The sequence below is a fragment of the Saccharopolyspora tripterygii genome (genome assembly GCF_054778355.1).
Genome location: NZ_BAAGZP010000008.1, coordinates 475,670 through 501,848 on the forward strand (window position 1 = coordinate 475,670; position 26,179 = coordinate 501,848).

At 69.2% G+C, this 26,179-nt stretch carries 26 protein-coding genes; 20 read left to right on the plus strand and 6 right to left on the minus strand.

Going from position 1 to position 26,179, the window contains the following annotated elements:
- The first annotated feature begins 148 nt into the window (after positions 1–148).
- From ACYVF3_RS07760 to ACYVF3_RS07835, 16 genes are all read left to right on the plus strand, one after another.
- Positions 149–514: an NADH-quinone oxidoreductase subunit A gene (locus ACYVF3_RS07760; protein ID WP_132680587.1), complete on the plus strand. Its 366-nt coding sequence runs from the start codon at positions 149–151 to the stop codon at positions 512–514.
- An 83-nt stretch (positions 515–597) separates the two neighbouring features.
- Positions 598–1,269, plus strand: a complete 672-nt coding sequence (locus tag ACYVF3_RS07765; protein ID WP_461153501.1) for a NuoB/complex I 20 kDa subunit family protein — start codon at positions 598–600, stop codon at positions 1,267–1,269.
- Between the two features lie 5 nt (positions 1,270–1,274).
- A complete protein-coding gene (locus ACYVF3_RS07770) occupies positions 1,275–2,036 on the plus strand; it encodes an NADH-quinone oxidoreductase subunit C (protein WP_461153502.1) in 762 nt (253 codons plus the stop codon).
- Between the two features lie 19 nt (positions 2,037–2,055).
- On the plus strand, positions 2,056–3,384 hold the full coding sequence (locus ACYVF3_RS07775; protein WP_461153503.1) for an NADH-quinone oxidoreductase subunit D: 1,329 nt from the start codon (positions 2,056–2,058) through the stop codon (positions 3,382–3,384).
- A complete protein-coding gene (gene nuoE, locus ACYVF3_RS07780; protein ID WP_461153504.1) occupies positions 3,381–4,136 on the plus strand; it encodes an NADH-quinone oxidoreductase subunit NuoE in 756 nt (251 codons plus the stop codon). The genes ACYVF3_RS07775 and nuoE overlap by 4 nt, the downstream gene beginning before the upstream one ends.
- Before the next feature lie 8 nt (positions 4,137–4,144).
- Positions 4,145–5,458 carry an NADH-quinone oxidoreductase subunit NuoF gene (nuoF, locus tag ACYVF3_RS07785; protein ID WP_461153505.1) on the plus strand — a complete coding sequence of 438 codons (1,314 nt, stop codon included), beginning with the start codon at positions 4,145–4,147 and terminating at the stop codon, positions 5,456–5,458.
- Entirely contained in the window at positions 5,455–7,989 is a 2,535-nt protein-coding gene (locus tag ACYVF3_RS07790) for an NADH-quinone oxidoreductase subunit G (RefSeq protein WP_461153506.1), read from the plus strand. The genes nuoF and ACYVF3_RS07790 overlap by 4 nt, the downstream gene beginning before the upstream one ends.
- Positions 7,986–9,293 carry an NADH-quinone oxidoreductase subunit NuoH gene (gene nuoH / locus ACYVF3_RS07795; RefSeq protein ID WP_461153507.1) on the plus strand — a complete coding sequence of 436 codons (1,308 nt, stop codon included), beginning with the start codon at positions 7,986–7,988 and terminating at the stop codon, positions 9,291–9,293. Before ACYVF3_RS07790 ends, nuoH begins: the two co-directional genes overlap by 4 nt.
- Positions 9,280–9,846 carry an NADH-quinone oxidoreductase subunit NuoI gene (gene nuoI, locus ACYVF3_RS07800; RefSeq protein WP_461153508.1) on the plus strand — a complete coding sequence of 189 codons (567 nt, stop codon included), beginning with the start codon at positions 9,280–9,282 and terminating at the stop codon, positions 9,844–9,846. The genes nuoH and nuoI overlap by 14 nt, the downstream gene beginning before the upstream one ends.
- The gene (locus tag ACYVF3_RS07805; protein ID WP_461153509.1) at positions 9,843–10,799 is read left to right on the plus strand and encodes an NADH-quinone oxidoreductase subunit J; all 957 of its coding nucleotides are present in this window, start codon (positions 9,843–9,845) and stop codon (positions 10,797–10,799) included. The genes nuoI and ACYVF3_RS07805 overlap by 4 nt, the downstream gene beginning before the upstream one ends.
- The gene (gene nuoK, locus ACYVF3_RS07810; RefSeq protein WP_093414272.1) at positions 10,796–11,095 is read left to right on the plus strand and encodes an NADH-quinone oxidoreductase subunit NuoK; all 300 of its coding nucleotides are present in this window, start codon (positions 10,796–10,798) and stop codon (positions 11,093–11,095) included. Before ACYVF3_RS07805 ends, nuoK begins: the two co-directional genes overlap by 4 nt.
- Positions 11,096–11,118: 23 nt before the next feature.
- Positions 11,119–13,101: an NADH-quinone oxidoreductase subunit L gene (gene nuoL, locus ACYVF3_RS07815; protein ID WP_461153510.1), complete on the plus strand. Its 1,983-nt coding sequence runs from the start codon at positions 11,119–11,121 to the stop codon at positions 13,099–13,101.
- A gap of 64 nt (positions 13,102–13,165) precedes the next feature.
- The gene (locus ACYVF3_RS07820; protein ID WP_461153511.1) at positions 13,166–14,743 is read left to right on the plus strand and encodes an NADH-quinone oxidoreductase subunit M; all 1,578 of its coding nucleotides are present in this window, start codon (positions 13,166–13,168) and stop codon (positions 14,741–14,743) included.
- 26 nt (positions 14,744–14,769) lie between these two features.
- On the plus strand, positions 14,770–16,311 hold the full coding sequence (gene nuoN / locus ACYVF3_RS07825) for an NADH-quinone oxidoreductase subunit NuoN (protein WP_461153830.1): 1,542 nt from the start codon (positions 14,770–14,772) through the stop codon (positions 16,309–16,311).
- Positions 16,312–16,358: 47 nt separating this feature from the next.
- Positions 16,359–17,387 carry a polyprenyl synthetase family protein gene (locus ACYVF3_RS07830; RefSeq protein WP_461153512.1) on the plus strand — a complete coding sequence of 343 codons (1,029 nt, stop codon included), beginning with the start codon at positions 16,359–16,361 and terminating at the stop codon, positions 17,385–17,387.
- Positions 17,388–17,558: 171 nt separating this feature from the next.
- Positions 17,559–18,746: a sunset domain-containing protein gene (locus tag ACYVF3_RS07835; protein WP_461153513.1), complete on the plus strand. Its 1,188-nt coding sequence runs from the start codon at positions 17,559–17,561 to the stop codon at positions 18,744–18,746.
- Positions 18,747–18,810: 64 nt separating this feature from the next.
- Here ACYVF3_RS07835 and ACYVF3_RS07840 read toward each other — a convergent pair whose 3' ends face one another.
- Positions 18,811–19,254 (minus strand): Lrp/AsnC family transcriptional regulator, encoded by a 444-nt coding sequence (locus ACYVF3_RS07840; RefSeq protein ID WP_461153514.1) that lies wholly within the window; start codon positions 19,252–19,254, stop codon positions 18,811–18,813.
- Positions 19,255–19,328: 74 nt separating this feature from the next.
- On the opposite strand from ACYVF3_RS07840, the gene ddaH reads away from it, so the two are divergent.
- Positions 19,329–20,183 (plus strand): dimethylargininase, encoded by an 855-nt coding sequence (gene ddaH, locus ACYVF3_RS07845; protein WP_461153515.1) that lies wholly within the window; start codon positions 19,329–19,331, stop codon positions 20,181–20,183.
- Positions 20,184–20,238: 55 nt separating this feature from the next.
- Here the strand turns inward: ddaH and ACYVF3_RS07850 are convergent, their stop codons facing one another.
- Positions 20,239–21,147, minus strand: a complete 909-nt coding sequence (locus ACYVF3_RS07850; protein ID WP_461153516.1) for a YceI family protein — start codon at positions 21,145–21,147, stop codon at positions 20,239–20,241.
- A gap of 194 nt (positions 21,148–21,341) precedes the next feature.
- Here ACYVF3_RS07850 and htpX point away from each other — a divergent pair, with 194 nt between their 5' ends.
- Positions 21,342–22,217, plus strand: a complete 876-nt coding sequence (gene htpX / locus ACYVF3_RS07855) for a zinc metalloprotease HtpX (RefSeq protein ID WP_461153517.1) — start codon at positions 21,342–21,344, stop codon at positions 22,215–22,217.
- Between the two features lie 7 nt (positions 22,218–22,224).
- Here the strand turns inward: htpX and rfbA are convergent, their stop codons facing one another.
- The 4 genes from rfbA to ACYVF3_RS07875 all read right to left on the minus strand — a co-directional run bounded on the left by rfbA (position 22,225) and on the right by ACYVF3_RS07875 (position 24,646).
- Positions 22,225–23,100: a glucose-1-phosphate thymidylyltransferase RfbA gene (gene rfbA / locus ACYVF3_RS07860; RefSeq protein ID WP_461153518.1), complete on the minus strand. Its 876-nt coding sequence runs from the start codon at positions 23,098–23,100 to the stop codon at positions 22,225–22,227.
- Positions 23,101–23,306: 206 nt separating this feature from the next.
- The gene (locus ACYVF3_RS07865) at positions 23,307–23,798 is read right to left on the minus strand and encodes a YajQ family cyclic di-GMP-binding protein (RefSeq protein WP_461153519.1); all 492 of its coding nucleotides are present in this window, start codon (positions 23,796–23,798) and stop codon (positions 23,307–23,309) included.
- A gap of 47 nt (positions 23,799–23,845) precedes the next feature.
- The gene (locus tag ACYVF3_RS07870; RefSeq protein ID WP_461153520.1) at positions 23,846–24,238 is read right to left on the minus strand and encodes a VOC family protein; all 393 of its coding nucleotides are present in this window, start codon (positions 24,236–24,238) and stop codon (positions 23,846–23,848) included.
- Between the two features lie 24 nt (positions 24,239–24,262).
- Complete coding sequence (locus ACYVF3_RS07875; protein ID WP_461153521.1) at positions 24,263–24,646, minus strand: zinc ribbon domain-containing protein; 384 nt, start codon at positions 24,644–24,646, stop codon at positions 24,263–24,265.
- Positions 24,647–25,113: 467 nt separating this feature from the next.
- Here ACYVF3_RS07875 and ACYVF3_RS07880 point away from each other — a divergent pair, with 467 nt between their 5' ends.
- The gene (locus tag ACYVF3_RS07880) at positions 25,114–25,398 is read left to right on the plus strand and encodes a hypothetical protein (RefSeq protein ID WP_461153522.1); all 285 of its coding nucleotides are present in this window, start codon (positions 25,114–25,116) and stop codon (positions 25,396–25,398) included.
- On the plus strand, positions 25,395–25,802 hold the full coding sequence (locus ACYVF3_RS07885; protein WP_461153523.1) for a type II toxin-antitoxin system VapC family toxin: 408 nt from the start codon (positions 25,395–25,397) through the stop codon (positions 25,800–25,802). The genes ACYVF3_RS07880 and ACYVF3_RS07885 overlap by 4 nt, the downstream gene beginning before the upstream one ends.
- Positions 25,803–26,179: the final 377 nt, after the last annotated feature.

Below are 26,179 nucleotides of genomic sequence, written 5' to 3' on the forward strand. Positions count from 1 at the left end.
ATAAAGTTAGGTACGCCTCACTACGGAGCCGATTCGGGCGACCGCATAGAGTGCGCACCGAATGCCTGAGGCGTGACCTGCGTCTCGGCGGGGACTGACGAAGTGTGTTCCGGACCACGAGTCCGGAACCGGTTGGAGGGGAGCAAAGGTGCTCGACCCGTACATCCCGTTGGTGCTGTTGTTCGCGCTGGCACTGGGTTTCGCGGTGTTCTCGGTCGCGATCGCGCCGCTCGTCGGTCCCCGCCGCTACAACAAGGCGAAGCTCGATGCTTACGAGTGCGGCATCGAGCCCTCGCCGCAGCCCGTCATCGGCGGCGGCCGGATGCCCGTCGCCTACTACCTGACCGCGATGTTGTTCATCCTCTTCGACATCGAGATGGTCTTCCTCTACCCGTTCGCGGTCTCCGCAGACGCCCTGGGGATGTTCGGCGTCATCGAGATCGTGCTGTTCATCGCGACCGTCGGCTTCGCCTACATCTACGTCTGGCGGAGAGGCGGCCTGGACTGGAACTGACCGGAGCGCGACCGCCCGGTCCTCCGGGCGCCTGAGACGAACTACAGGTACTAGCCGCAAGGACGCGGGAAGGAGTGCCGGCGATGGGGCTCGAAGAGCAGCTGCCCAACGGCATCCTGTTGGCCAACGTGGAGAAGCTCGTCAACTGGACCCGGAAGACGTCGATGTGGCCGGCGACGTTCGGGCTGGCCTGCTGCGCCATCGAGATGATGACCGTGGGCGGTTCCCGCTACGACATCTCGCGGTTCGGCATGGAGCGCTTCTCCGCCACCCCGAGACAGGCCGATCTGATGATCGTGGCCGGACGGGTGACCAACAAGATGGCGCCGGTGTTGCGCCAGATCTACGACCAGATGCCCGAGCCGCGCTGGGTGTTGGCGATGGGCGTGTGCGCCTCCAGCGGAGGCATGTTCAACAACTACGCGGTCGTGCAGGGCGTCGACCACGTGGTGCCGGTGGACATGTACCTGCCGGGCTGCCCGCCGCGCCCCGAGATGCTGCTCGACGCGATCCTCAAGCTGCACGCCAAGATCATGGACGAGCCGATCAACGGCAAGCGCGCGCAGGAGAAGCTCGAACGCGGAGACCGCACGCCGATGATCCCGTCCTCCGTCCGGTTCGCGCCGAAGAACGCCGCGCAGCGCAAGCGCGCCGAGCGGCAGCAGGCCGCGCAGCGCCGCGAGATGGGCGGATCCGAAGAGCTCGGCGCGTTCGAGAGCGCTCCGCAGCGCCCGGAACTCAAGTCGGGTAGGTGAGTTCGATGGCAGACGAGGAAACCACCCCGGCCCCCGGCGAGCCCGGTTCGAGCGCTGAGCGCGCGACGGACCTCTCGCCCGCGGGCGCGCAGCCGGCCCGTGCCGGAGCTCCGGCCGCGGGTCGCGAGCGCCAGGGCATGTTCGGCGTTCGCGGCACCGGTGACACCTCCGGTTTCGGCGGCCTGCGGCTCCCGGCTCACGTGCCGCACGCCAGCGAGCGACCTTACGGCGGCTGGTTCGACGAGGTCACCGACGCCCTGTTCGAAGGCTTGCGGGCCAAGGGGATTCCGGCCGACACCGTGCAGCAGGTGACCGTCGACCGCGGCGAGATCACCTACTACCTGCGCCGCGACGAGCTGCTGGAGGTCTGCCGCGTGCTGCGCGACGACCCGGCGCTGCGCTTCGAGCTGTGCAGCTCGGTGTCCGGTGTGGACTACGGGACCGAGGCGCCGCAGCGGCTGCACTCGGTCTACCACCTGACGTCGATGACCTACCGGCGTCGCATCCGGCTCGAAGTCGCGGTGGACGTGGAGGACCCGCACCTGCCGTCGGTAGTGCCGGTCTACCCGACCGCCGACTTCCAGGAGCGCGAGGCATGGGACATGTTCGGGCTCGTCTACGACGGGCACCCGGCGCTCACGCGGATCCTGATGCCCGACGACTGGGACGGCCATCCGCAGCGCAAGGACTACCCGCTCGGCGGAATCCCGGTGGAGTACAAGGGCGCCGAGATCCCGCCGCCGGACCAGCGCAGGGCCTACTCGTGATCGCGGAGAGGTGTGGGCAATGACCACCGAATCACTCACCGGCGCGTACCCCGCCGAGTCGAGAGACACCACCGAGGGCCGCATCTTCACCGTCACCGGCGGCGACTGGGACGAGTTCCTGGACGAAACCGGCGGCGAGGAGCGGGTCGTCATCAACCTCGGTCCGCAGCACCCGTCCACGCACGGTGTTCTGCGGCTGGTGCTGGAGCTGGAAGGCGAGACGGTCACCAACGCCCGCTCGGTGATCGGCTACCTGCACACCGGCATCGAGAAGAACACCGAGTACCGGACGTGGACCCAGGGCGTCACCTTCGTGACGCGCATGGACTACCTGGCGCCGCTGTTCACCGAGACCGCCTACTGCCTGGGCATCGAGAAGCTGCTGGGCATCGAGGCGCCGGAGCGGGCCCAGACGTTCCGCGTGATGCTGATGGAGCTCAACCGGATCTCCTCGCACCTGGTCTTCCTGGCCACCGGCGCGATGGAGCTGGGTGCGACCACCGGCATGACCTACGGCTTCCGCGAGCGCGAAGAGGTCCTGCACCTGCTGGAGTTCCTGACGGGCCTGCGGATGAACCACGCGTTCGTCCGCCCCGGCGGAGTCGCGCAGGACCTGCCGGAGGGCTGGCAGGACAAGGTCCGCGAGTTCATCAAGGTCATGGACACCCGGTTGCCGGACTACGACAAGCTGTTCACCGGCCAGCCGATCTGGAAGCAGCGCCTCAAGGACGTCGGCCACCTGCCGCTGGACGGGGCTCTGCAGCTGGGCGTGACCGGGCCGCTGCTGCGCGCGGCGGGTCTGCCGTGGGACCTGCGCAAGGTCGAACCGTACTGCGGTTACGAGGAATACGACTTCGAGGTGCCGACCAGCAACGACGGCGACTGCTACGCCCGCTACGTGCTGCGGGTGCAGGAGATGCACGAGTCGCTGAAGATCATCCGGCAGTGCGTGGACAAGATGGAGTCCGGCCCGCACATGGTGGAGGACGCGAAGATCGCCTGGCCGTCGAAGCTGAGCATCGGCGCCGACGGCATGGGCAACTCCCTGGAGCACGTCCGCAAGATCATGGGTCAGTCCATGGAGTCGCTGATCCACCACTTCAAGCTGGTGACCGAGGGCTTCGACGTGCCGCCCGGCCAGGCCTACGCGCCGGTCGAGTCGCCGCGCGGCGAGCTGGGCGTCCACCTGGTCTCCGACGGCGGCACCCGGCCGATGCGGGTGCACGTGCGCGAACCCAGTTTCGTGAATCTGCAGGCGATGCCGGCGATGGCCGAAGGCGGGCTGGTGGCCGACGTGATCGCGGCCGTCGCCTCCATCGACCCGGTGATGGGCGGGGTGGACCGATGACCGAGCAGTTCGACTTCACCACCACCGAGGAGCAGACCGACGCGGTCGACACCTCGGTGTTCGGCGAGGACACCAGGACCGAGGCGAAGCAGATCATCGCCCGGTACCCGGAATCGCGGTCGGCGCTGCTGCCGATGCTGCACCTCGTGCAGTCGGTGCAGGGGCACGTCAGCCCGGCGGGCATGAAGTTCTGCGCCGAGGAGCTGGCCCTGTCCGTGGCCGAGGTCAGCGCCGTGGCGACCTTCTACACGATGTACAAGCGCAAGCCGTGCGGTGAGCACCTGGTCAGCGTGTGCACCAACACGATGTGCGCGGCGCTGGGCGGCGACGCGATCTACAAGACGCTGGGCGATCACCTGGGCGTCGGGCACGAGGACACCGCGGGCGAACCCGGCACCGAGGGCTCGATCACCTTGGAACACGCCGAATGCCTCGCGGCCTGCGACCTCGGGCCGGTGTTGCAGGTCAACTACGAGTACTACGACAACCAGACGCCCGAGCAGGCGCTGGAACTGGTCAACGCGCTGCAGCGCGGCGAGAAGCCCGCGCCGACGCGCGGACCGGGGCTGTCGGACTTCCGGGGTGCCGAGCGCCAGCTGGCCGGGTTCTTCGACGACCTCGACGAGACCGTGACCGGCCCCTCGCAGGCGATCGAGACCAACCGCGGCGCCGCGCTGGCCGAGGAGCGCGGCTGGACGGCGCCGAGCATGCCCGATGACGCGGAACTCCCGCCCCTGCCGGAGAAGAAGTGAGGGTGGCCATGACCGAACCGACTCCCAGCCCGGTGACCCCGGTGCTGACCAAGCGGTGGCTGTCGCCGAACTCCTGGACGCTGCACACCTACGAGCAGCTGGAGGGCTACACCGCCCTGCGCAAGGCGCTGCAGGCCCACCCGGATCAGCTGATCGAGCTGGTCAAGGCGTCCGGCCTGCGCGGTCGCGGGGGTGCGGGCTTCCCGGCCGGCGTGAAGTGGAGCTTCATGCCCAAGGACCCCGTCAAGCCGCACTACCTGGTCATCAACGCCGACGAGGGCGAACCGGGGACCTGCAAGGACATCCCGCTGATGATGGCCGACCCGCACTCGCTGATCGAGGGCTGCATCATCGCCAGCTACGCGATGCGGGCCCACCACTGCATGATCTACGTGCGCGGCGAGGCCCTGCACCCGCTGCGGCGGCTCCACCACGCGGTCCGCGAGGCCTACGCCGCCGGGTACCTGGGCAAGAACATCCTCGACTCCGGGTTCGACCTGGACATCGTCGTGCACGCGGGTGCGGGCGCCTACATCTGCGGTGAGGAGACGGCGCTGCTTGACTCCTTGGAGGGCAAGCGCGGCCAGCCGCGGCTCAAGCCCCCGTTCCCCGCCGCGGCCGGGCTCTACGCCTGCCCGACGACGGTGAACAACGTGGAGACCATCGCTTCGGTGCCGTTCATCGTCAACGGCGGTTCGGACTGGTTCCGCGAGATGGGCAGCGAGAAGTCGCCCGGCCCGAAGATCTACTCGATCTCCGGTCACGTCGAGAAGCCCGGCCAGTACGAGGCGCCGATGGGCACCACGCTGCGGCAGCTGCTGGAACTCGCCGGGGGCATGAAGGACGGCGTCCCGCTGAAGTTCTGGACCCCGGGCGGGTCCTCCACGCCGCTGTTCACCGCCGAGCACTTGGACGTCCCGCTGGACTTCGAGGGCGCCGCCGAAGCCGGATCGATGCTGGGCACCACGGCTGTGCAGGTCTTCAACGAGACCGTGTCCGTGCCGTGGGCCGTGATGAAGTGGACGCAGTTCTACGAGCACGAGTCCTGCGGCAAGTGCACCCCTTGCCGGGAGGGCACCTACTGGCTCGCCCAGGTGCTGGAGCGGATGGTCGACGGGCACGGCACCGAGGAGGACATCGACACCCTCCTGGACGTCTGCGACAACATCTTCGGCCGCTCGTTCTGCGCGCTCGGTGATGGTGCGGTCAGCCCGATCACCAGCGGTATCAAGTACTTCCGCGAGGAATTCCTCGCGCTCTGCTCGAAGAATTCGGGCGGAACCGACAAGTCCGCCGCGGAACTCGTAGGAGCGGCCCGATGACCCTGGCACCCGAATCCGAAGCGCGTCCCGTCCCGGAGGGGCACGTCCGGCTGACCATCGACGGGATCGAGGTCGACGCCCCCAAGGGCGAGCTGCTGATCCGGACCGCCGAGCGGATGGGGATCACCATCCCCCGGTTCTGCGACCACCCGCTGCTGGACCCGGCGGGTGCCTGCCGGCAGTGCCTGGTCGAGGTCGAGATGAACGGCCGGCCGATGCCGAAGCCGCAGGCCTCCTGCACCATGACGGTCGCCGACGGGATGGTCGTCAAGACGCAGAACTCCTCGCCGGTCGCGGACAAGGCGCAGCAGGGCGTGATGGAGCTGCTGCTCATCAACCACCCGCTGGACTGCCCGGTCTGCGACAAGGGCGGCGAGTGCCCGCTGCAGAACCAGGCGCTCAAGCACGGTCGCGCGGAATCCCGCTTCCACGACACCAAGCGGACCTTCGCCAAGCCGGTCCCGATCTCCTCGCAGGTGCTGCTGGATCGCGAGCGCTGCGTGCTGTGCCAGCGCTGCACGCGCTTCTCCAAGCAGATCGCCGGTGACCCGTTCATCGAGCTGCTGGAACGCGGTGCGCTGCAGCAGATCGGCATCGGCGAGCAGCAGCCGTTCCAGTCCTACTTCTCCGGCAACACCATCCAGATCTGCCCGGTCGGCGCGCTCACCAGTGCCGCCTACCGGTTCCGGTCGCGGCCCTTCGACCTGGTCTCCACCCCCGGGCAGTGCGAGCACTGCGCGTCGGGCTGCGCGACCCGGACCGACTGGCGGCGCGGCAAGGTGATGCGCCGGCTCGCCGGGGACGACCCGGAGGTCAACGAGGAGTGGATCTGCGACAAGGGCCGCTTCGCGTTCCGCTACGCCAACGCCGCCGACCGCATCACCCGGCCGCAGATCCGGGTGGACGGCGAGCTGCGCGAGGCGTCCTGGACCGAAGCGCTGCAGGCCGCCGCCGAGGGCCTGACGGCCGCGCGTGATGCCGGCGGCGTCGGCGTCCTGCCCGGTGGTCGGCTGACCGTCGAGGACGCGTACGCCTACTCGAAGTTCGCGCGGGTCGCGTTGCGCACCAACGACATCGACCACCGCGCCCGGCCGCACTCCACCGAGGAGCTGCGGTTCCTGGAGTCCACGGTGGTCGGCGTGACGCCGGAAACCGGTGTCACCTACGGCGATCTGGAATCCGCCCCGGCCGTGCTCTGCGTGGCGTTCGAGCCGGAGGAGGAGTCGCCGATCGTCTTCCTGCGGCTGCGCAAGGCCGCGCGGGCGGGCAAGACGCAGGTCTTCCACGTCGCCCCGCGCACCTCGCCGGGCGTCGAGAAGACCACGGTCATCACCCACGCCGGGGGCCCGGTGCGGACCGGTTCGCTGGTGCAGTGCACGCCCGGTGGCGAAGCCGCCGCGCTGGAGTCGCTGCCGTCCGATGTGGACGAGGCGATGCGCCGGCAGGGCGCGGTGCTCATCGTCGGCGAACGCGCCGCCGAGGTGCCGGGCCTGCTCTCCGAGGTGCTGCGGACCGCTCAGCGCACGGGAGCTCAGGTCGCCTGGATCCCCCGCCGGGCCGGGGAGCGCGGTGCCATCGAGGCGGGCGCGCTGCCGACGCTGCTGCCCGGTGCCCGTCCGGTCGTGGACGACCACGCCCGCTCCGAGGTCGAGCGGACCTGGGGCATGGCGCCCGGGTCGCTGCCGGCCAACGCGGGCCGGGACCTCACCGAGATCCTCACCGCCGCCGCCTCCGGTGACCTGTCGGGCCTGGTGCTCGGCGGCGTCGACCCGGACGACCTGCCCGATCCGGCGCTGGCCCGCAAGGCCCTGGACGCGGCCGATTTCGTGGTCAGCCTGGAACTCCGGCCGAGCGCGGTGACCGAGCGGGCCGACGTGGTGCTGCCGATCGCGCCCAGCGCCGAGAAGAACGGCAGCTACCTCAACTGGGAGGGCCGCCGCCGCGAGTTCGCCACCACCATCGACGGGACCGGCGCGCTGCCGGACTGCCGGGTGCTGGACACCCTCGCGGTGGAGATGGACGCCGACCTGTTCACGCAGAGCCCGGCCGCCGCCGGTTCCGAGCTCCAGCGGCTCGGCACGCACACCGGCGGGCGCACCGCCGCTCCGGACGAACCCGTCGCGCACGCGCCCCGGCCGGGCCCCGGCCAGGCCGTGCTGGGCACGTGGCGGCAGCTGCTGGACAACGGTTCGCTGCAAGCCGAGGAGCCGAGCCTGGCGGGCACCGCCCGCAACCGGGTCGCGATCCTCTCGCCGGAGACCGCCAAGCGGATCGAGATCAGCTCCGGGCAGCGGCTTGAAGTCCGCACCGAGCAGGGCGAGATCGTGCTGCCGGTCGAGATCGCCGACATGCCCGACGACGTCGTGTGGGTGCCGACCGACTCCGGCAGCGCCCGGGTCCACGAGGCGCTCGGCGCCGGTCACGGCTCCCTGGTCGACCTCGCACCGCGCAGCGGGAGCCTCGACGGCAGCGGCGCTTCGCCGAACGGCAACGGCCGTTCCCCGGCTCACCACAACGGGGGGAAGGCATGACCAGAACCGCCGAACTGCTCGCCGACGACCCGATCTGGCTGATCCTGCTCAAGGTCGTGGCGATCTTCGTCTTCCTGGTGCTGATGACGCTGCTGACGATCTGGGCGGAACGCCGCGTCATCGGCCGGATGCAGCACCGGCCGGGGCCGAACCGCGCGGGTCCCTTCGGCATCCTCCAGTCGCTGGCCGACGGCTTGAAGCTGGCGTTCAAGGAGGACATCCGGCCGGTCATGGCCGACAAGTGGGTGTACTTCCTGGCCCCGGTGATCTCCGCGACGCCCGCGCTGGTGTCGTTCGCGGTGATGCCGATCGGCCCCGAGGTCACCATCTTCGGCGAGCGCACCGCGCTGCAGCTGGTCGACCTGCCGGTCGGCCTGCTGGTGGTGCTGGCCTGCGCTTCGGTCGGCGTGTACGGCATCGTCCTCGCCGGCTGGGCCTCCGGCTCCCCCTACCCGCTGCTGGGTTCGCTTCGGTCGGCGGCGCAGGTGATCTCCTACGAGATCGCGATGGGCCTGTCCTTCGTCGCGGTCATCATGTACGCGGGCACCCTGTCGACCTCCGGCATCGTCGCAGCGCAGGAGAACGGCTGGTTCTTCGCGCTGCTGCCGGTGAGCTTCCTGGTCTACCTGGTGTCGATGGTCGGCGAGACCAACCGCGCCCCGTTCGACCTCCCCGAGGCCGAGTCCGAGCTCGTCGGCGGGTTCCACACCGAGTACTCGTCGCTGAAGTTCGCGCTGTTCTTCCTCGCCGAGTACATCAACATGGTCACCGTCTCCGCGCTGGCGACGACGCTGTTCCTCGGCGGCTGGCACGCGCCGTGGCCGCTGTCGCTGATCGGCGACGGGGTGCTCAACACCGGCTGGTGGCCGGTGCTGTGGTTCCTCGGCAAGACGATCGCGTTCCTGTTCTTCTTCGTGTGGCTGCGCGGCACCCTGCCCCGCCTGCGCTACGACCAGTTCATGGACCTCGGCTGGAAGCTGCTGGTCCCGGTCAGCCTGGTGTGGATCGTGGCGGTGACGGTGATCCGCGCGCTGCGCAACTCCGAGACGGTCAGCACCCAGCAGTTCATGATCGGCGGAGCGGTCGTGGTGGTGATCCTGGTCGCGGCCACGTTCCTCATCCCGGACCGCAAGCCCGAGAAGGACTCCGACGACGTGCCGCTGGCGGGCAGCGGGTACCCGGTGCCGCCGCTCGACCTGGAAGTCCCCAAGACCCCGCCGCGACGCACCCCGGTGCGCAGCGGCACCGGTTCCGGCGAACTCGCGGGTCCGGAAGGCGAGGAGGCGCCCCATGGGAATGTTTGATCCGATCAAGGGATTCGGCGTCACCTTCTCGACGATGTTCAAGAAGGTCGTCACCGAGGAGTACCCCGAGGTCAAGAAGGTTGCCGCGCCCCGGTTCCACGGACGTCACCAGCTCAACCGGCACCCGGACGGGCTGGAGAAGTGCGTGGGCTGCGAACTGTGCGCGTGGGCCTGCCCGGCCGACGCGATCTTCGTGGAAGGCGGCGACAACACCGACGAGGCCCGCTTCTCGCCGGGTGAGCGCTACGGCAAGGACTACCAGATCAACTACCTGCGCTGCATCGGCTGCGGGTTGTGCATCGAGGCGTGCCCGACGCGGGCGCTGACGATGACCAACGAGTACGAGACGGCCGATGACAACCGCCAGGACCTGATCTACACCAAGGCCGACATGCTGGCGCCGCTGCTGCCCGGGATGGAGCAGCCGCCGCACGAGATGCGCCTCGGCGAGAACGAGCAGGACTACTACGTCAACGGTCCTCAGCTCGCCAAGCAGCGGGGCGTCCCGGCGGGCGCGACGATCGAGTCCGGCCCCGAGGAGGACGCGCGATGAGCACCGGAGTAGTGCTGGCGCAGGCCGGCGACGTGGTCGGCACCGGTGAGACGGTGCTGTTCTGGATCCTCGGTCCGCTGTCGCTGCTGGGCGCGCTCGGCATGGTCTTCGCCCGCAACGCGGTGCACTCCGCGCTGTGGCTGGTGCTGACGATGCTGAGCCTGGGCGTGCTCTACATGGGTCAGAGCGCGCCGTTCCTGGGGTTCACCCAGATCATCGTCTACACCGGCGCGATCATGATGCTGTTCCTGTTCGTGCTGATGATGGTCGGTCGCGACTCCTCGGACTCGGTGGTGGAAGTCCTGCGCGGGCAACGCCTCTGGGCCGCTCTCGGCGGAATCGGCTTGGCCGCGCTGCTGGTCTCGGGCCTGGCCCGGTCGCTGACCTCGGTGCAGGCGGCCGCGCCGCTGGACTCCTGGCAGCCGGCGGGCGGTGGCGCGGGCGGTCTCGGCCGGCTGATCTTCACCGACTACCTGTTCCCGTTCGAGCTGACCTCCGCGCTGCTGATCACCGCGGCCGTCGCCGCGATGGTGCTGGCCTACGGCGGCAAGGGCCGCGGGCCGCGCTTGAGCCAGCGGGAGCAGGCCAACGCGCGGTTCCGCGGTGAGCGCCCGTCGCCGCTGCCCGGTCCCGGCGTGTACGCCACGGCCAACTCCGTGGCCGTTCCCGCGCTGCTGCCGGACGGTTCGGTCGCGCCGGAGTCGCTGTCGGAGCTGCTGGAGAACCTGCCCGCCGACGCGCTCGACGACGAGCGCCGCGCGGTCGCCGGTGACGAACCCGAACCCGACGCCCGCGCGCTGACCGACGAGCCGGACCCGCCGGAGCGCGGCGGTTCCGGCAAGTCCGGGGAGCCGGTCATCGACTCAGGTCCCGAGATCCCGGCGCCCCAGGGCAACGGCAACGGGCACTCGGAGCAGCGTTCCGAGCACGCCACCGAGGAGGTTCACCAGTGACCCCCACGTACTACCTGCTGCTGTCCGCGCTGCTGTTCTCGATCGGCGCGGTCGGAGTCCTGGTGCGGCGCAACGCCATCGTGGTGTTCATGTGCGTCGAGCTGATGCTCAACGCGGTCAACCTGACGCTGGTCACCTTCGCCCGCATCGAGGGAACGGTGCACGGGCAGGTCATGGCGTTCTTCGTGATGGTCGTCGCGGCCGCCGAAGTGGTGGTCGGCCTGGCCATCATCATGTCGATCTTCAGGACGCGTCGCTCGGCCTCGGTCGATGACGCCAACCTGCTCAAGTACTGAGAGGGCGCGTGGTGACGGCAAAGATGCTTGAAACCGCAGCGGGGGTCGCCGAGGCGACCGGGCCCGCGCAGTCCTACGCCTGGTTGCTGGTCGCGTTCCCGCTGGTGGGTGCCGCGATTCTGCTGATCGCGGGACGGCGGGCCAACGGCTGGGGACACCTGCTGGGGACGGCGACGGTGGTCGCCTCGTTCGTCTACGGGCTCTGGCTGTTCACCTCCGTGTCCGGCGCTCCGGAGGGCGAGCAGGTCCGCGAACTGCACCTGTTCTCCTGGATCCCGGTCAACGCCCTGCAGGTCGACTTCGGGCTCCGGCTGGACCCGCTGGCGATGGTGTTCCTGCTGCTGATCACGGGTGTGGGATCGCTGATCCACCTGTACTCGATCGGCTACATGAGCCACGACCAGGAGGGGCGCACCGGCGCGGCCAACACCGAGCGCCGCCGGTTCTTCGCCTACCTGAACCTGTTCGTCGCCTCGATGCTGATCCTGGTGCTGGGCAACGGCTTCGTGACCCTCTACCTCGGTTGGGAGGGCGTCGGCCTGGCGTCCTACCTGCTGATCGGGTTCTGGCAGCACCGGCCCTCGGCCGCGGCCGCGGCCACCAAGGCGTTCGTGATGAACCGCGTCGGTGACGTCGGGTTGGCGCTGGCGATCTTCCTGCTGTTCGCCAACCTCGGGACCACCCAGTACGCCGAGGTCTTCGCCCGCGCCGGTGAGCTCTCGCCGGGCGTGCTGCTGGCGATCACGCTCCTGCTGCTGCTCGGCGCCTGCGGCAAGTCCGGTCAGGTCCCGCTGCAGGCCTGGTTGCCGGACGCGATGGAGGGCCCGACCCCGGTGTCGGCGCTGATCCACGCCGCGACGATGGTCACCGCGGGCGTCTACCTCGTCGCGCGCTCCAACCCGCTGTTCTCGCTCTCGCCGGGCGGCCAGCTGGCCGTCACCATCGTCGGCGCGGTCACCCTGCTCGTCGGGTGCGTCATCGGCTGCGCCTACGACGACATCAAGAAGGTCCTCGCGTACTCCACGGTCAGCCAGATCGGCTACATGATGCTGGCGGTCGGGCTCGGCCCGGCCGGGTACGCGCTGGGCATCATGCACCTGCTCACGCACGGCTTCTTCAAGGCCGGGCTGTTCCTCGGCGCCGGTTCGGTCATGCACGGCATGAACGACGAGGTCGACATGCGCAAGTTCGGCGGCCTCGCGCGGTACATGCCGATCACCTTCGGCACGTTCGGGCTCGGCTACCTCGCGCTGATCGGGTTCCCGTTCCTGTCCGGCTTCTACTCCAAGGACGCCATCATCGAGGCGGCCTTCGGCCAGGAGGGCTGGCGCGGCTGGATCTTCGGCGGCGCCGCGATGCTGGGCGCGGGCATCACCGCGTTCTACATGACGCGGCTGGTGCTGATGACGTTCTTCGGCGAGAAGCGCTGGAAGGACCTGAAGGCGAGCAACGGCAAGGAGTTCCACCCGCACGAGTCGCCGGCGATCATGACCGCGCCGATGATCGTGCTGGCCGTCGGTTCGATCGGGGCAGGCATGTTCCTGGCCGGTGGCGACCGGCTGGTGACGTTCCTGTCGCCATCGCTGGGCGAACTGCAGGAAGCTCACCACACCGCGATCCCGCACGCGCTGATCCCCGTTCTCACGGTGGGGATCTCGGCGCTGGGCGCGCTGATCGCGTGGCTCGTGGTCGGTCGCAAGCCGGTCCCGGTCGAGCGCCCGGTGAAGGTCTCGCCGGTCGTGCGCGCGGCTCGTGCGGACCTCGGTGGCAACGCCCTCAACGACCTCGTCGCGGTGCGCCCCGCCTTCGGCCTCACCAAGGGCCTGCTCGCGGTCGACCGCAAGGGCGTCGACGGCACGGTCTCCGGCGTCGCCTCGCTGCTGACCTTCAGCTCCAGCCGGATGCGCCGCTGGCAGACCGGTTTCGTCCGGTCCTACGCCCTGTCCATGCTCTTCGGCGGCATCGTGGTGATCGCCGCCCTGATGGCAGTGGGGATCCCGTCATGACGACCTCGCACGGACCCGTTCTGCCCAGTTCGTACCGAGACGGTGAGCTCCGGGAGGAGATCCGATGACCCTGCTGCTCGCCCTGGTGCTGCTGCCGATCGCCGGGTCGGTGGTGGTGGCGCTGCTGCGCGGCAACGCCGGAGCGGCGAAGTGGACCGCGCTGGGCTTCTCGCTCGCCGAGCTCGTCCTCGCCGTCGCCGCGTGGTTCGCCTACGACCCGGCCGGTCCCCGGATGCAGCTGACCAGCTCGATCCCGTGGATCCCGTCGTTCGACATCAACCTCTCGTTCGGCGTCGACGGCATCGCCCTGGTGATGGTGCTGGTCATCGCCGTGCTGATGCCGCTGGTGCTGGGCTACAGCTGGGGAGAGCGGCTCCCGGAGGGGCGCACGCACGGCGGGTTCTTCTCGCTGCTGCTGCTCGAACAGGCGTTGACGGTCGCGGTGTTCGCCGCCACCGACGTGTTCCTGTTCTACGTGCTCTTCGAGATCATGCTGATCCCGATGTACTTTCTCATCGGCGGCTACGGCGGTGAGAACCGGGCCTACGCCGCGGTGAAGTTCTTCCTCTACTCGTTCCTCGGCGGCCTGATCATGCTGGCCTCGGCGATCGGCGCCTACAGCTACAGCGCGCAGGTCACCGGCGAGGGCACGTTCGACTGGGCCAAGCTCGTCCCGATCCTGTCGGACGCCCCGGCGAACGTGCAGATCTGGCTGTTCCTGGGATTCTTCGCGGCGTTCGCGATCAAGGCCCCGCTGTTCCCGTTCCACACCTGGCTGCCGGACGCCGCGCAGCAGGCGCCGATCGGCGTCGCGGTGATCGTGGTCGGCGTGCTGGACAAGGTCGGCACTTTCGGGTTCCTGCGCTACAGCCTGCCGCTGACCCCGGTGGCCTCGCAGCAGCTGGCGCCGCTGGTGCTGGTGCTCGCGGTGATCGGCGTGCTCTACGGCTCGCTGCAGGCGTTCGGGCAGAGCGACCTCAAGCGGTTCATCGCCTACGTCTCGATCGCGCACTTCGGGTTCATCGCGCTGGGGATCTTCGCGTTCACCTCGCAGGCCCACGTCGGCGCGGTGTCGTACATGATCAACCACAGCATCGCCACGGGCATGCTGATCCTGGTCATCGGCATGATCATCGTGCGCGGCGGTTCGACCCGGATCGCCGACTACGGCGGCATGGCGAAGGTGACCCCGCTGCTGGCGGGTTCGCTGCTGATCGCCGGGCTGAGCACGCTGTCGCTGCCCGGCACCAACTCCTTCGTCAGCGAATTCCTCGTGCTGGTCGGCTCTTTCGCGACCCGCCCGGTGTTCACCGCGCTGGCCACGATCGGCATGGTGCTGGCGGCGGTCTACGTGCTGTGGCTCTACCAGCGCACGATGCAGGGCCCGGTGCGCGGCGACGCGCTGCTGGGCACCGCGGGCGGACCGGGAGCGGTGATCGATCCGAGTCGCGAAGGCGCGCACCGGCTCCGGTTCACCGACCTGGGAGCCCGGGAGATCGCGGTGCTGGCTCCGCTGATCGTGCTGATCATCGGGCTCGGCGTGTACCCCAAGCCGGTCCTGGACGTGATCAACCCGTCGGTCGCGGCAACCATGAGCGAGGTCGGCGTCACCGACCCCGTGACCTCGCAGGGAGGTAACTGACAGTGGTCAAGGGATTCCCGAGCCAGCTGGGTTCCGTCGAGATTCCGCCGATCGACTACGCGGCGATCGCGCCGGTGCTGGTGATCCTCGGTGCCGCCTGCCTGGCGATCCTGGTCGAGGCCTTCCTGCCCCGGCACCAGCGCTGGTCGGTGCAGGTCGGGCTGAGCCTGGCGTCGGTCGTGATCGCGGGCATCGCGCTGGCCACCTTCGCGCGGTCGGCGGGCACCGGCGTGACGACCCTGTCGGACTCGCTGGCCGTCGATCCGCCCACGTTGTTCCTGTGGGGCACGCTGCTGGCGCTCGGCCTGGGCTCGCTGCTGCTGATCGCCGACCGCTCGGTGGAACCGGGCGGGGCGTTCGTCGCGGAGTCGATCCCGGCCGAGGGGCCGGGGACGATGAGCCGCGCCGCCGCGTCGGCGGCCGGGATGCGCACCGAGGTCTTCCCGCTGGCCCTGTTCTCGCTCGGCGGGATGATGGTGTTCTGCGCGGCCAACGACCTGCTGACGATGTTCATCGCGCTGGAGGTGCTGAGCCTCCCGCTGTACCTGATGTGCGGTCTGGCCAAGCGCCGCAGGCTGCTGTCGCAGGAATCCGCGGTGAAGTACTTCCTGCTCGGGGCGTTCGCCTCCGCGTTCTTCCTCTACGGCCTGGCGCTGCTCTACGGCTACGCGGGTTCGGTGAAGCTGCAGGCGATCGCCGACGCCACCGCCGGCTCGGATCGCTCCGACACGCTGCTGTTCGCCGGCCTCGGCCTGCTGCTGGTGGGTCTGCTGTTCAAGGCCTCGGTCGGCCCGTTCCACACCTGGACGCCGGACGTCTACCAGGGCGCTCCGACCGCGGTGACCGGATTCATGGCCGCCTGCACCAAGGTCGCGGCCTTCGGCGGGATCCTCCGCGTGCTGCAGGTCGCGTTCGAGGCCTCCAGCTGGGAGTGGCGCGGCGTGGTGTGGACGATCGCCGTCGTGTCGATGGTGATCGGCGTGGTGCTCGGCCTGACCCAGCGCGACATCAAGAGGATGATCGCCTACTCGTCGGTGGCGCACGCCGGTTTCATGCTGCTGGGCACCCTCGCGCTGTCCGATCGCGGTGTCGCCGCGACGCTGTTCTACCTGCTGGCCTACGGGTTCACCACAATCGCCGTGTTCGGTGTGATCAGTCTCGTGCGCCGGTCCGACGGTGAGGCAACTCACCTTTCGGACTGGGCGGGTCTGGCGAAGCGGTCACCGCTCGTGGCCTGGGTGTTCACGTTCCTGCTGCTCGCCCTCGCCGGTATCCCCATGACCAGCGGATTCGTCGGGAAGTTCGTGGTGTTCGAGGCCGCTCTGACCGACGGAATGGCACCGCTGGTGGTGGTGGCCCTGGTGGCGAGTGCGGTTGCGGCCTTCTTCTACCTTCGTGTCATCGTGCTGATGCACTTCCAAGAACCGGCTGCTGACGGCCCCACCGTGAGCGTGCCGGGTGCGTTCACGACGGCGGCGATCACGCTGGGCGTGGTCGTGACGCTGTTGCTGGGCGTGCTGCCGACGTTGGCTCTGGACTGGGCGAACGTCGGGGGCTTCGTGTCGTAGAGTGCTCGCCCGTAGGGCGATCGTGGGGGAGCGAAGGCGACGGTGACGTGAGCAGGCCAGCGGATGACCCGATCAGTGAACTGAGCGCAGCCGGGCCGGGTGGTTTCCAGATCACCGACGCCGGGCTGGCCGACTCGGTCAAGCAGGGCATGGCCCGCGTCGAGCAGCTGCTGCACGACGAGGTGCAGAGCGACCTCGACTTCGCCACGCGCACCTCGCTGCACCTGGTGGACGCGGGCGGCAAGCGGTTCCGGCCGCTGTTCGTGCTCCTCGCCGCGCAGTTCGGCGACCCCACGACGGACGAGGTCGTCAAGTCCGGCGCGGTGGTGGAGATGATCCACCTCGCCACGCTCTACCACGACGACGTGATGGACGAGGCCACCATGCGGCGGGGCGCGACCAGCGCGAACGCCCGCTGGGACAACTCGGTGGCCATCCTCACCGGCGACTTCCTGTTCGCCAAGGCTTCCCAGCTGATCGCCGATCTCGGTGCCGAAGCGGTCCGCCGGATGGCGGCGACCTTCGAAGCTCTGGTCACCGGCCAGATGCGCGAGACCGAGGGGATCGGCGAGGACGACGACGCCGTCGACTTCTACCTCAAGGTGATCTACGAGAAGACCGGGTCGCTGATCGCGACGGCCGGCCGGTTCGGGGCCTGGTTCTCCGGTGCGGACGCGGCGACCATCGAGTCGCTCGAACGCATCGGCAAGTTGATCGGCACCGGGTTCCAGATCTCCGACGACATCATCGACATCGCCTCGCAGTCCCAGGAGTCCGGCAAGACCCCGGGCACCGATCTGCGGGAGGGCGTGAAGACCCTGCCGATGCTCTACGCGCTGGCCGACGAGCAGTGCCCGGCACGACTGCGGGACCTGCTGGGCCGTCCGCTGGACAGCGACGCCGAGGTCGAGGAAGCCCTGGCCCTGCTGCGCGATTCCCGCGGTCTGGAGCGAACCCGCAGCACGCTGCAGGAGTTCGCCGACGACGCCCGCAAGGAGCTCGCCTCGCTGCCCGACGTGCCGGCCAGGGAGGCGCTGTCCTCGCTCGTCGACTACGTGGTCGCCCGGACCTGGTGATGCGCCGCTGTTCGGCGATGCCCTGCTGTTCGGTGAACGCCGAGGGCCTGTCTTGAACTCGCCGGATCAGTCACATGCCGGTGAAAGCGGTACCGGGCGACGTCGCACGCGTGGTAGGAACCCGGGTGTGACCGGCGGTGCTTCTGGAGCCCCGGAGGAGGGACATCTCTCGTGATCACCTGGCTCTTCACCCAGGTGTGGCTGTGGAGCCTCGCCGCTTTCCTGGTGGGTGCGTTCGTCACCTGGGCGCTGTTCGTCCGGCCGTTGCGGCGCAGGCTCAAGGAGGAGCTCGACCGGCCGCACTACGACGAACCCGTCTACGACCACCCCGTCTACGACGAAACGGTCTACGACGAGCCGGTGTACGAGCGGGCTCATGAGGCCTACGAGGACGAGCCGGTCACCGAGCACCGGCCCGCTCCGCTGGACCTGCTCGACGAGCGCCCGGGGCACCGGGAACCCGCCGAGGACCAGTTCGGCGAGTGGGACCGCAGACCCCGCCCGTGGGTCGCGCCCGGGGCCACGACCCGGTCGGACCTGGCGGACACGCAGCGCGTGCCCGAACCGGAGCCCGCTGCGGCACCGGTGCCGGAACCCGAGCCGGAACCGGAGCCCTCGGCCGGTGACAACACCTGGTTCCGCAACCCGGAGTTCGAGGAGACGAGGGGCGAGCAGCGCCCGTCGCAGTTCCCGCCCGGCGCTGATGAGGAACCCGACCAGCTCTCCGGCCAGCTCCGCTCGCTGTTCGAGCCGGAGTCGGCGGACACCGAGGAGCCCTACACGCCACCGGTCGGCGCGGACGCCACCCAGGTCATCCCGACCGTGCCGGACGAGCGCAAGGGCAAGTCCTCCCAGCTCAGCGGCAGCCTCGGTGGCGACGGCGCCGAGGCCCAGCCGCTCCCGAAGCGCACTCCGCAGCCGCGCGCCGACGCGGCGCAGCCCGACCGCCCGCACATCCCGGACTCGTTGCGGCAGCGCGTGGAGAACGCGGAGCCGCTCTCCAGCGGGGATCAGGGCGAGGACCCCGCGGCCGAGATCAAGCTCGTCGAGAACCCGGACGACTCGGCTCCGCTGCCCCGCCGCACGCCCGGCGCGGGCCCGCACCCCGGTCGTGATCTCAAGTGGGAGAAGGCCTCGGAGACGCCCCAGGCCGCGGCGGAGACCCGGCAGACCTCCGCGTCCCAGCCGGCTCAGAGCGCAGGTTCGACCGGTCCGATGATCAAGGGCCACTCGGCCTCCCGGCAGTACCACACGCCGGAATCCCCGCACTACGACCAGATCACCGCCGACGTCTGGTTCCGCAACCCCTCCGACGCCGAGACCGCCGGCTTCGAGCCCTGGAACCGCTCCCGCCGCTGAGCCCACCTGCTGCGAGAACCGCCGGAGCCGCCCGCGCGACTCCGGCGGTTCTCCGTTGCGCGGGTCAGTCGGGCTGCGGTTGGCGCTCCAGGAGGCGGGAGAGCACGACGGTCGAGACAGTGCGCGAGACGAAGTCGACTTCGCGGAGCCGTTCCATCGCCTCCTCCAGGTGGTGGATGTCGGCGGCGCGCAGGTGCACGATGGCGTCCGCCTGCCCGGAGACGGTGTAGGCGGCGACGACCTCCGGCAGCGGCTCCAGGCCGGACCGGATCCGGTGCGCGGGCACGTTGCCGTGGCAGTGGACCTCCACGAACGCCTCGGTGCCCCAGCCGAGCGCCTCGGGGTCGACCACGGCGGTGAACCCCTGCAGAACGCCCTGGTCGAGCAACTTGTCGACACGTCGCTTCACCGCGGGCGCCGACAGCCCCACGTCCGAACCGATCTCCGCGTAGCTCGCGCGAGCGTCGGTGACCAGGTGCGAAATGATTCGTTGGTCCAAGGCGTCCATACGCAACATTCTGCCGCAAACGACGAACGGAGCAGCGTTGATGGCGGGTATCCGTAGAGCTTAGATTTCGATTCATGACGGCAACAGCGGCGCGACCCGCCGACACGCTCCTGGCCAGGCAGGCCACCACCCGCCACTTCCTGATGTGCCCGCCCGAGTACTTCACCGTCGAGTACGCGATCAACCCGTGGATGAACCCGGACGAACCGGTCGACACGGCGCTGGCGCTGGCGCAGTGGCAGGAGCTCAAGGACACCTACGTCAGGCTCGGGCACGCGGTGGACACCATCGAGCCCCAGCCCGGCCTGCCGGACATGGTCTTCGCCGCCAACTCCGGCACGGTGATCGAAGGCCGCGTGCTCGGCTCGAAGTTCCGCGCGCCCGAGCGCGCCGCGGAGGCCGAGCACTTCCGCCGCTGGTTCGTCACCCGCGGCCACCGCGACCTGGTGATGCCGACCCGGATCAACGAGGCGGAGGGCGACTTCGCCTGGACCGGGAACGTGCTGCTGGCAGGCACCGGGTTCCGGACCGACCCCGCCGCGCACGCCGAGGCGCAGGAGGCGCTGGGCGTTCCGGTCGTCTCGCTCAACCTGGTCGACGCCCGCTACTACCACCTCGACACGGCCCTGTTCGTGCTGGACAAGGGCCCGAACGCGCAGATCGCCTACTTCCCGGACGCCTTCTCCGAGGGCTCCCGCCGGGTGCTCGCGCGGATGTTCCCGGACGCGGTGATCGCCGACGAGGCCGACGCCTCCTGCCTCGGGCTCAACGGAGTCTCCGACGGGCGCCACGTGGTGCTGCCCGTCGAGGCGACCGGTCTGGCCAAGCAGCTGGAGGACCGCGGCTACGAGGTCATCGGCCTGGACATCTCCGAGCTCCGCAAGTCCGGCGGCGGTCCCAAGTGCTGCACGATGGAGCTGCACACCTGATACGTGCGAGAGCGGCTGCACGACCTAGTTGCGCAGCCGCTCTCCCGCGTCCCGGTCACTCCATGACTGCCTGGACGCCCAGCTCGATGTTGATCGTCGGGCCGACGACCGCGATGCCCTTGGCGAGCGTGGCCTGCCAGTTCACCGAGTAGTCCTCGCGCCGCAGGGTCGCCTTCGCGTCGCACGCGACCCGCAGGTCGCCGTCGAAACCCGGGCCCTGGAACTGGCGCTGACCCAGGTAGACCGTCTCCAGCTCCACCGGGCTCGTGGTCCCGCGCAGGGTGAGCCGGCCGCTGACGTTCCAGCGGTCCGCGCGCACGTGCGTGAACCGCTCGCTGCGGAACAGGACCCGCGGGTGCGACTCGACGTCGAGGAAGTCCGCCGAGCGCAGGTGGTCGTCGCGCATCTGCACGCCGGTGTCGATGGAGGCGGCCTCCATCACCACCTCGATCTGCGAGTCCTCGAACCTCGGGGCCACGTCGATCACGCCGTCGAAGCGGCGGAACTCACCGTGGATCTTGGAGAGCCCGATGTGCTGGGCCACGAACCGGATCTCGGTGTGGTACGGGTCGAACCGGTAGCGACCGGGCTGCGGCATCTGCAGCGAGTCGTCCGACTGCATCCCGATGCTGCCGAGCGGGGAGTGCTGGTTGACCTGCACCTGAACTCTGGTGCTGAACCGCCGGTAGCCACCGGCGCTGATCGACAGCCGGTGCGTGCCGGGCGCGACCGAGAGCACGAAGCCGCCGTAGGCGTCGGTCTTCGTCTCCCCGATGGCCTGGTTCAAGCGGTCGACGATCGTGACGCTCGCGCCGGGGAGGAGCGTGCCGCGCTCGTCGTGCACCTGGCCGCTCACCAGACCGCTGTCCAGAGGCGTGGGGTGCAAGGAGAACCCGCCGCGGGGGGAAGGCGACGGGGTGCCGGGGCTGGCCGACCATCGTCGGCGCAGCTTGGCGAGGACCATTGAGAATCCCTTCTGAGCATCCTCCGGCGGGGGAACCGGAAGATGAAATTCGGTTTCAGCTGCTAGACCCTTCAGCCTAGATCCAAATTTGATTTCATCCGATCGGACGCCGTAGTTGCATTCCGCACATCCGGTCAGCGGAACCAGTCGCCCTCGCCAAGCGTTTTCCAGTTGAATCACGGGCGGAGGCAGAGGTGCACAGTCAGTTCAACGGTCTGAAAACCGCGGTCCTGCTCGGCGGCATGAGCGCGCTGGTGCTGATGGTCGGTGCGATCTTCGGTCGGGCCGGCCTGGTCATCGCGCTCGTCGTGGCGCTGGGCATGAACGGGTACGCCTACTTCAACTCGGCGAAGATGGCGTTGCGCTCGATGCGCGCGCGGCCGGTGTCGGAGGCCGAGCAGCCGGCGATGTACCGGATCGTGCGCGAGCTCGCGACGTCGGCGCGGCAGCCCATGCCCGCCCTGTACATCAGCCCGACCCGCGCGCCGAACGCGTTCGCGACCGGCCGCAACCCGCGCAACGCCGCGGTGTGCTGCACCACCGGGATCTTGGAGCTGCTCGACGAGCGCGAGCTGCGCGCCGTGCTCGGCCACGAGCTCTCGCACGTCTACAACCGGGACATCCTGATCTCCAGCGTCGCAGGCGCGCTGGCCAGCGTGGTGACGTTCCTGGCGAACTTCGGGATGTTCTTCGGCATGTTCGGCGGCAGCGACGAGGACCGACCCAACCCCTTCGCGATGCTGCTGGTGGCCCTGGTCGGCCCGATCGCGGCGGCCGTGGTGCAGATGGCGGTGAGCCGCTCCCGCGAGTACCAGGCGGACGCCTCGGGCGCTCAGCTCACCGGGGACCCGCTGGCCCTGGCCTCAGCGCTGCGGAAGCTGCAGATGGGCACTCAGGCGGCTCCGCTGGCCCCGGAACCGCAGCTGGTGTCGCAGTCGCACCTGATGATCGCCAACCCGTTCCGGCCGGGTGAGCGGCTGACCAAGCTGTTCTCCACGCACCCGCCGATGGAGGAGCGCATCTCGCGGCTGGAGGGCATGGCCGGCAAGCAGCTGCCGCCGATCCACTGACCCCCGTTCAGGCGCCCGCCTTGCGGGCGACCTCCATCACGTACTCGCCGTACCCGGACTTGGCCTGCTTGGCGCCGAGCTCGTAGCAGTCCTCGGCGGAGATGAAGCCCATCTTCAGGGCGATCTCCTCCAGGCAGGCGATGCGGACCCCGGTGCGGTGTTCGAGGACCTGCACGAACTGCCCGGCCTCCAGCAGCGAGTCGTGCGTGCCGGTGTCCAACCACGCGAACCCGCGTCCCAGCTCGGACAGGTGCGCTCGGCCTTCTCGCAGGTAGGCGAGGTTGACGTCGGTGATCTCCAGCTCGCCGCGGGGTGAGGGGGACAGGCCCTTGGCGATGTCGACGACCGCGTTGTCGTAGAAGTACAGCCCGGTGATCGCCATGTTCGACCGGGGCTCGGTGGGCTTCTCCACGATCGACAGCAGCTTGCCGTCGGGGTCGACTTCGCCGACCCCGTACCGCTGGGGGTCCCGGACGGGGTAGCCGAACAGCGTGCACCCCTTCAGGTCGCGGGCGCTGTTGCGGAGGATGCTGGAGAAGCCCTGGCCGTAGAAGATGTTGTCGCCGAGCACGAGGGCGACGGGCTCGTCGGCGACGAAGTCCGCACCGATCACGAAGGCTTCGGCGAGCCCGTTGGGCTGCGGCTGCTCGGCGTAGGAGATGTTCAGGCCGAACTGCGATCCGTCACCCAGCAGGCGTTGGAAGAGCGGCAGGTCGGACGGCGTGGAGATCAGCAGCACGTCGCGGATCCCGGCCAGCATCAGCACGGAGATCGGGTAGTAGATCATCGGCTTGTCGTAGACCGGGAGCAGCTGCTTCGACACGGCCTGGGTGAGCGGGTGCAACCGAGTTCCGCTGCCGCCTGCCAGCACGATCCCCTTCACAAAGCACCTTCCCGATCAACCGGCGCGGCACGCCCGCTCCGGGCACGAGCACGAGCGTATCCGGGTGACACCCGATCCGGGCATCCACGCAGCTCTCAGTCGGGTTCCCGCCAGGGCGGTGCGGGAGTTAGGCAGTTTTGGTCCGAACTGTCCGGGCAAAAGGGACATCGATCATGGGCGGTTCGGACCAAAACTGCCCGAGGCCGCTACCGGTAGTTCTCGAACTGGAGCGCCACGTCGAAGTCGGAGGACTTCAGCAGCGAGATGACGGCCTGCAGGTCGTCCTTCTTCTTGCCGGACACGCGCAGCGCGTCGCCCTGGATCTGCGCCTGAACGCCCTTGGGGGCCTCGTCGCGCACCTTCTTGGAGATCTTCTTCGCGATCTCCTGCGAGATGCCCTGCACGATCTTGCCGCTGACCTTGTAGATCTGGCCGGAGCTCGCCGGTTCGCCCATGTCCAGGGCCTTCAGCGAGATGTTCCGCTTGATCAGCTTCTCCTTGAAGACGTCGATCGCGGCCTTGCAGCGCTCCTCGGTCTCCGACTCCAGGACGACGGCGTCCTCTCCGGACCAGGAGATCTTGGTCCCGGTGCCGCGGAAGTCGAACCGGTTGGCGAGCTCCTTGGCCGCCTGGTTCAGCGCGTTGTCCACCTCTTGGTGATCCACCTTGCTGACCACGTCGAACGACGGGTTTGCCACCTTCACTACCTCCCGGTTGAGCCGCTGTTCAGGTCTGCCGGAACACGCTACCGGGGTCCGAGCAGATCCCACTTGTTACCCGCGATGTCGCGGAACACGACCACCCGCCCGTAGGGCTCGCTGCGGGGTTCCTCCAGGAACTCCACCCCGGCCTCGACCATCCGACGGTACTGCGCGTCGAAGTCGTCCACCTGCAGGAAGAAGCCCACGCGACCCCCGGTCTGGTTCCCGACGACGGCCCGCTGCGCGTCTCCGTCCGCCTCGGCCAGCAGCATCCCGGTCTGCCCGCCCGGAGGCCGCACCACGACCCACCGCTTGCTGCGCCCGTCGTTGGTCAGCGACGGCGAGTCCTCCACCAGCTCGAACCCCAGAACCCCGACGAAGAACTCAACTGCGCGGTCGTAGTCGTCCACAACGAGAGAAACCAACGAGATGTTCATCCGGTCATGGTGCTTCGTCGGCGATCACTGGTGGCGAGGTCGCGTGTCGTGGCCGCGGAGTCGCGCCTCGGGCATGGCTGCGGGGTCCTGCTCGTCGTGGGCGAACCGCGTGGACTGCGCGAAGTCGTACCCGCAATGCCCGCACTGCGTCTGGCCACGCTTGACCGCGCGACCGCACGCCGGGCAATCACGGGTCTTGGGCTTCGTGATCAGCCACAGGACGCCGAGGATGACATCGGCAGCGACCCACAACCCGATGATGAGCCCGACGCCGATGGCCACGCCGACGTTGGCCGCGGTGTCCGTCGGATTGGTCGGAGTGGAGATTCCCCCGATGATCCAGATGAGGAAGATCGCGTTGATCACGAGGATGACCCAAGTGAAGATGCGGAAGCGCGGAAATCGCATAGCGCACTCCTTCCGAGGCGTTCCTGCTCAAAATCTGTGGAAGAGCTGTAGCGGTCACTTGCGCGCTCTGACGACCCCAGCGCTCGTGGGTGCGCTTCCGCAGCGACGGCCGCGGAGGCGGACGTTCCTAGCGTCGATCGCGCGTTCCGCAGCGGGCAGAGGCGAACTGCCCTGGTCCAACGGCGCTCATGCGCAGGAGTGGAAAGCCCCAGCTGTGACCAGGCGTCGTCCAGAAGCCGTTCCCCGGCCCCGCCCGCACAACGCGAAACGGCCCCTCGCGGTCCTGTCCCAGCGTTGAGCCCCGGCCGAGACGAATGATGCCGCTGCACTGGAGGTCACGCCCGCAGGTTCTCGGCGCAGTCCGCGGGCTTGACCCCGCCCACCTGGGGGCGCGGTGCGCATTATGGATGCGGATTGTGGCTGCAGATCTAGCATCACTTTCTGCTGTTCCGCGGTAGGGTGGGGGCATGGAAAGCACCACGATCACCGTCCGGGACCTCGATCCTGACGACGTCGCGGCCCTGAAGGCCGAGGCCGCCGCGCGGGACACGTCGTTGAACCGGCTCGTCGGTGAGCTGGTGCACCAGCGAGCGCGCACCGCCCGCAACCGGGCGCTGCTGCGGGCGGTCGGCTCCAGCGGGGACTCCTCCCTCGACGTTGACGCCGTGGCCGAGGTCCGCGCGCTGCGTAACGCTCATGACGAGCTCGACTCCCGTCGGGCAGCCGAGCACGAGAGCGAGGTCGATCGGTGAGCACCGTCGTCGTCGACGCCTCCGTGCTCATCGACGCCCTGCTGCCCGGGCCCCGCCAGCAACCCGCCCTGACCGCCCTGGCTGACGCCGAGGTCCTGGCCGGCCCGCAGCACCTGCCCATCGAGGTGCTTTCGGTGCTGCGCAAGATCTCGCTGCGCGAGGACTCCCCGGCGCTGCTCACCGCCCGGCGCACCCTCGCCGAGCTCGATCTCGACCTGGTGGCCCTGGCCGAGATCGGCGAGCGAGTGTGGGAACTGCGGCACGCCCTGAGCGCCTACGACGCGGCGTATCTCGCTGCTGCTGAACACCTCGGCGCCATGCTGCTGTCGGCCGACACCGCTCTGCTGGAGCACCCCGACCGGCGCTGCGCCGTGCACAATCCGCGTGCGAGAACGCAGTCCTGACGTGGGCAATGGCCGGAGCACACGATCATGACGCGGTCGGCCGCACCGGAAAGCCCAGCACCATCCGGCCCTGCACCAAGGTGGTGACCTGATCGGCTGTGCTGTCGGCGTGCGCGACAACCGGAGCACTCACTGCGGGCCGCCAGCCCTGAGCAGAGCCGGATGCGGTCGGGCGTGTGCACGGCACCGGCCACTGCCGGACCGCAAAGCAAAGACCCCGTGACCGCTGGTCACGGGGTCTTTTTGCTGCTTGTGCCGGGTAGAGGATTCGAACCTCTGAAGGCAATGCCGGCTGATTTACAGCCCGTCGGCCGCAAGGCATCTGACCAGCAGAAACGAGGTTGATCGCCGGATCGTGTCCAGACATTGGCCAGAGC

What these genes read in the sequence shown, in the direction of transcription:
- nuoI (WP_461153508.1), top strand. Translation starts at nt 9,280, where the DNA reads ATGGGAATGTTTGATCCGATCAAGGGATTCGGCGTCACCTTCTCGACG.
- ACYVF3_RS07820 (WP_461153511.1), top strand. Translation starts at nt 13,166, where the DNA reads ATGACCCTGCTGCTCGCCCTGGTGCTGCTGCCGATCGCCGGGTCGGTG.
- ACYVF3_RS07775 (WP_461153503.1), top strand. Translation starts at nt 2,056, where the DNA reads ATGACCACCGAATCACTCACCGGCGCGTACCCCGCCGAGTCGAGAGAC.
- ACYVF3_RS07875 (WP_461153521.1), bottom strand. Translation starts at nt 24,646, where the DNA reads ATGCGATTTCCGCGCTTCCGCATCTTCACTTGGGTCATCCTCGTGATC.
- nuoH (WP_461153507.1), top strand. Translation starts at nt 7,986, where the DNA reads ATGACCAGAACCGCCGAACTGCTCGCCGACGACCCGATCTGGCTGATC.
- ACYVF3_RS07850 (WP_461153516.1), bottom strand. Translation starts at nt 21,147, where the DNA reads ATGGTCCTCGCCAAGCTGCGCCGACGATGGTCGGCCAGCCCCGGCACC.
- ACYVF3_RS07805 (WP_461153509.1), top strand. Translation starts at nt 9,843, where the DNA reads ATGAGCACCGGAGTAGTGCTGGCGCAGGCCGGCGACGTGGTCGGCACC.
- nuoE (WP_461153504.1), top strand. Translation starts at nt 3,381, where the DNA reads ATGACCGAGCAGTTCGACTTCACCACCACCGAGGAGCAGACCGACGCG.
- ACYVF3_RS07840 (WP_461153514.1), bottom strand. Translation starts at nt 19,254, where the DNA reads ATGGACGCCTTGGACCAACGAATCATTTCGCACCTGGTCACCGACGCT.
- ACYVF3_RS07880 (WP_461153522.1), top strand. Translation starts at nt 25,114, where the DNA reads ATGGAAAGCACCACGATCACCGTCCGGGACCTCGATCCTGACGACGTC.
- ACYVF3_RS07870 (WP_461153520.1), bottom strand. Translation starts at nt 24,238, where the DNA reads ATGAACATCTCGTTGGTTTCTCTCGTTGTGGACGACTACGACCGCGCA.
- ACYVF3_RS07765 (WP_461153501.1), top strand. Translation starts at nt 598, where the DNA reads ATGGGGCTCGAAGAGCAGCTGCCCAACGGCATCCTGTTGGCCAACGTG.
- nuoF (WP_461153505.1), top strand. Translation starts at nt 4,145, where the DNA reads ATGACCGAACCGACTCCCAGCCCGGTGACCCCGGTGCTGACCAAGCGG.
- ddaH (WP_461153515.1), top strand. Translation starts at nt 19,329, where the DNA reads ATGACGGCAACAGCGGCGCGACCCGCCGACACGCTCCTGGCCAGGCAG.
- ACYVF3_RS07770 (WP_461153502.1), top strand. Translation starts at nt 1,275, where the DNA reads ATGGCAGACGAGGAAACCACCCCGGCCCCCGGCGAGCCCGGTTCGAGC.
- nuoL (WP_461153510.1), top strand. Translation starts at nt 11,119, where the DNA reads ATGCTTGAAACCGCAGCGGGGGTCGCCGAGGCGACCGGGCCCGCGCAG.
- ACYVF3_RS07790 (WP_461153506.1), top strand. Translation starts at nt 5,455, where the DNA reads ATGACCCTGGCACCCGAATCCGAAGCGCGTCCCGTCCCGGAGGGGCAC.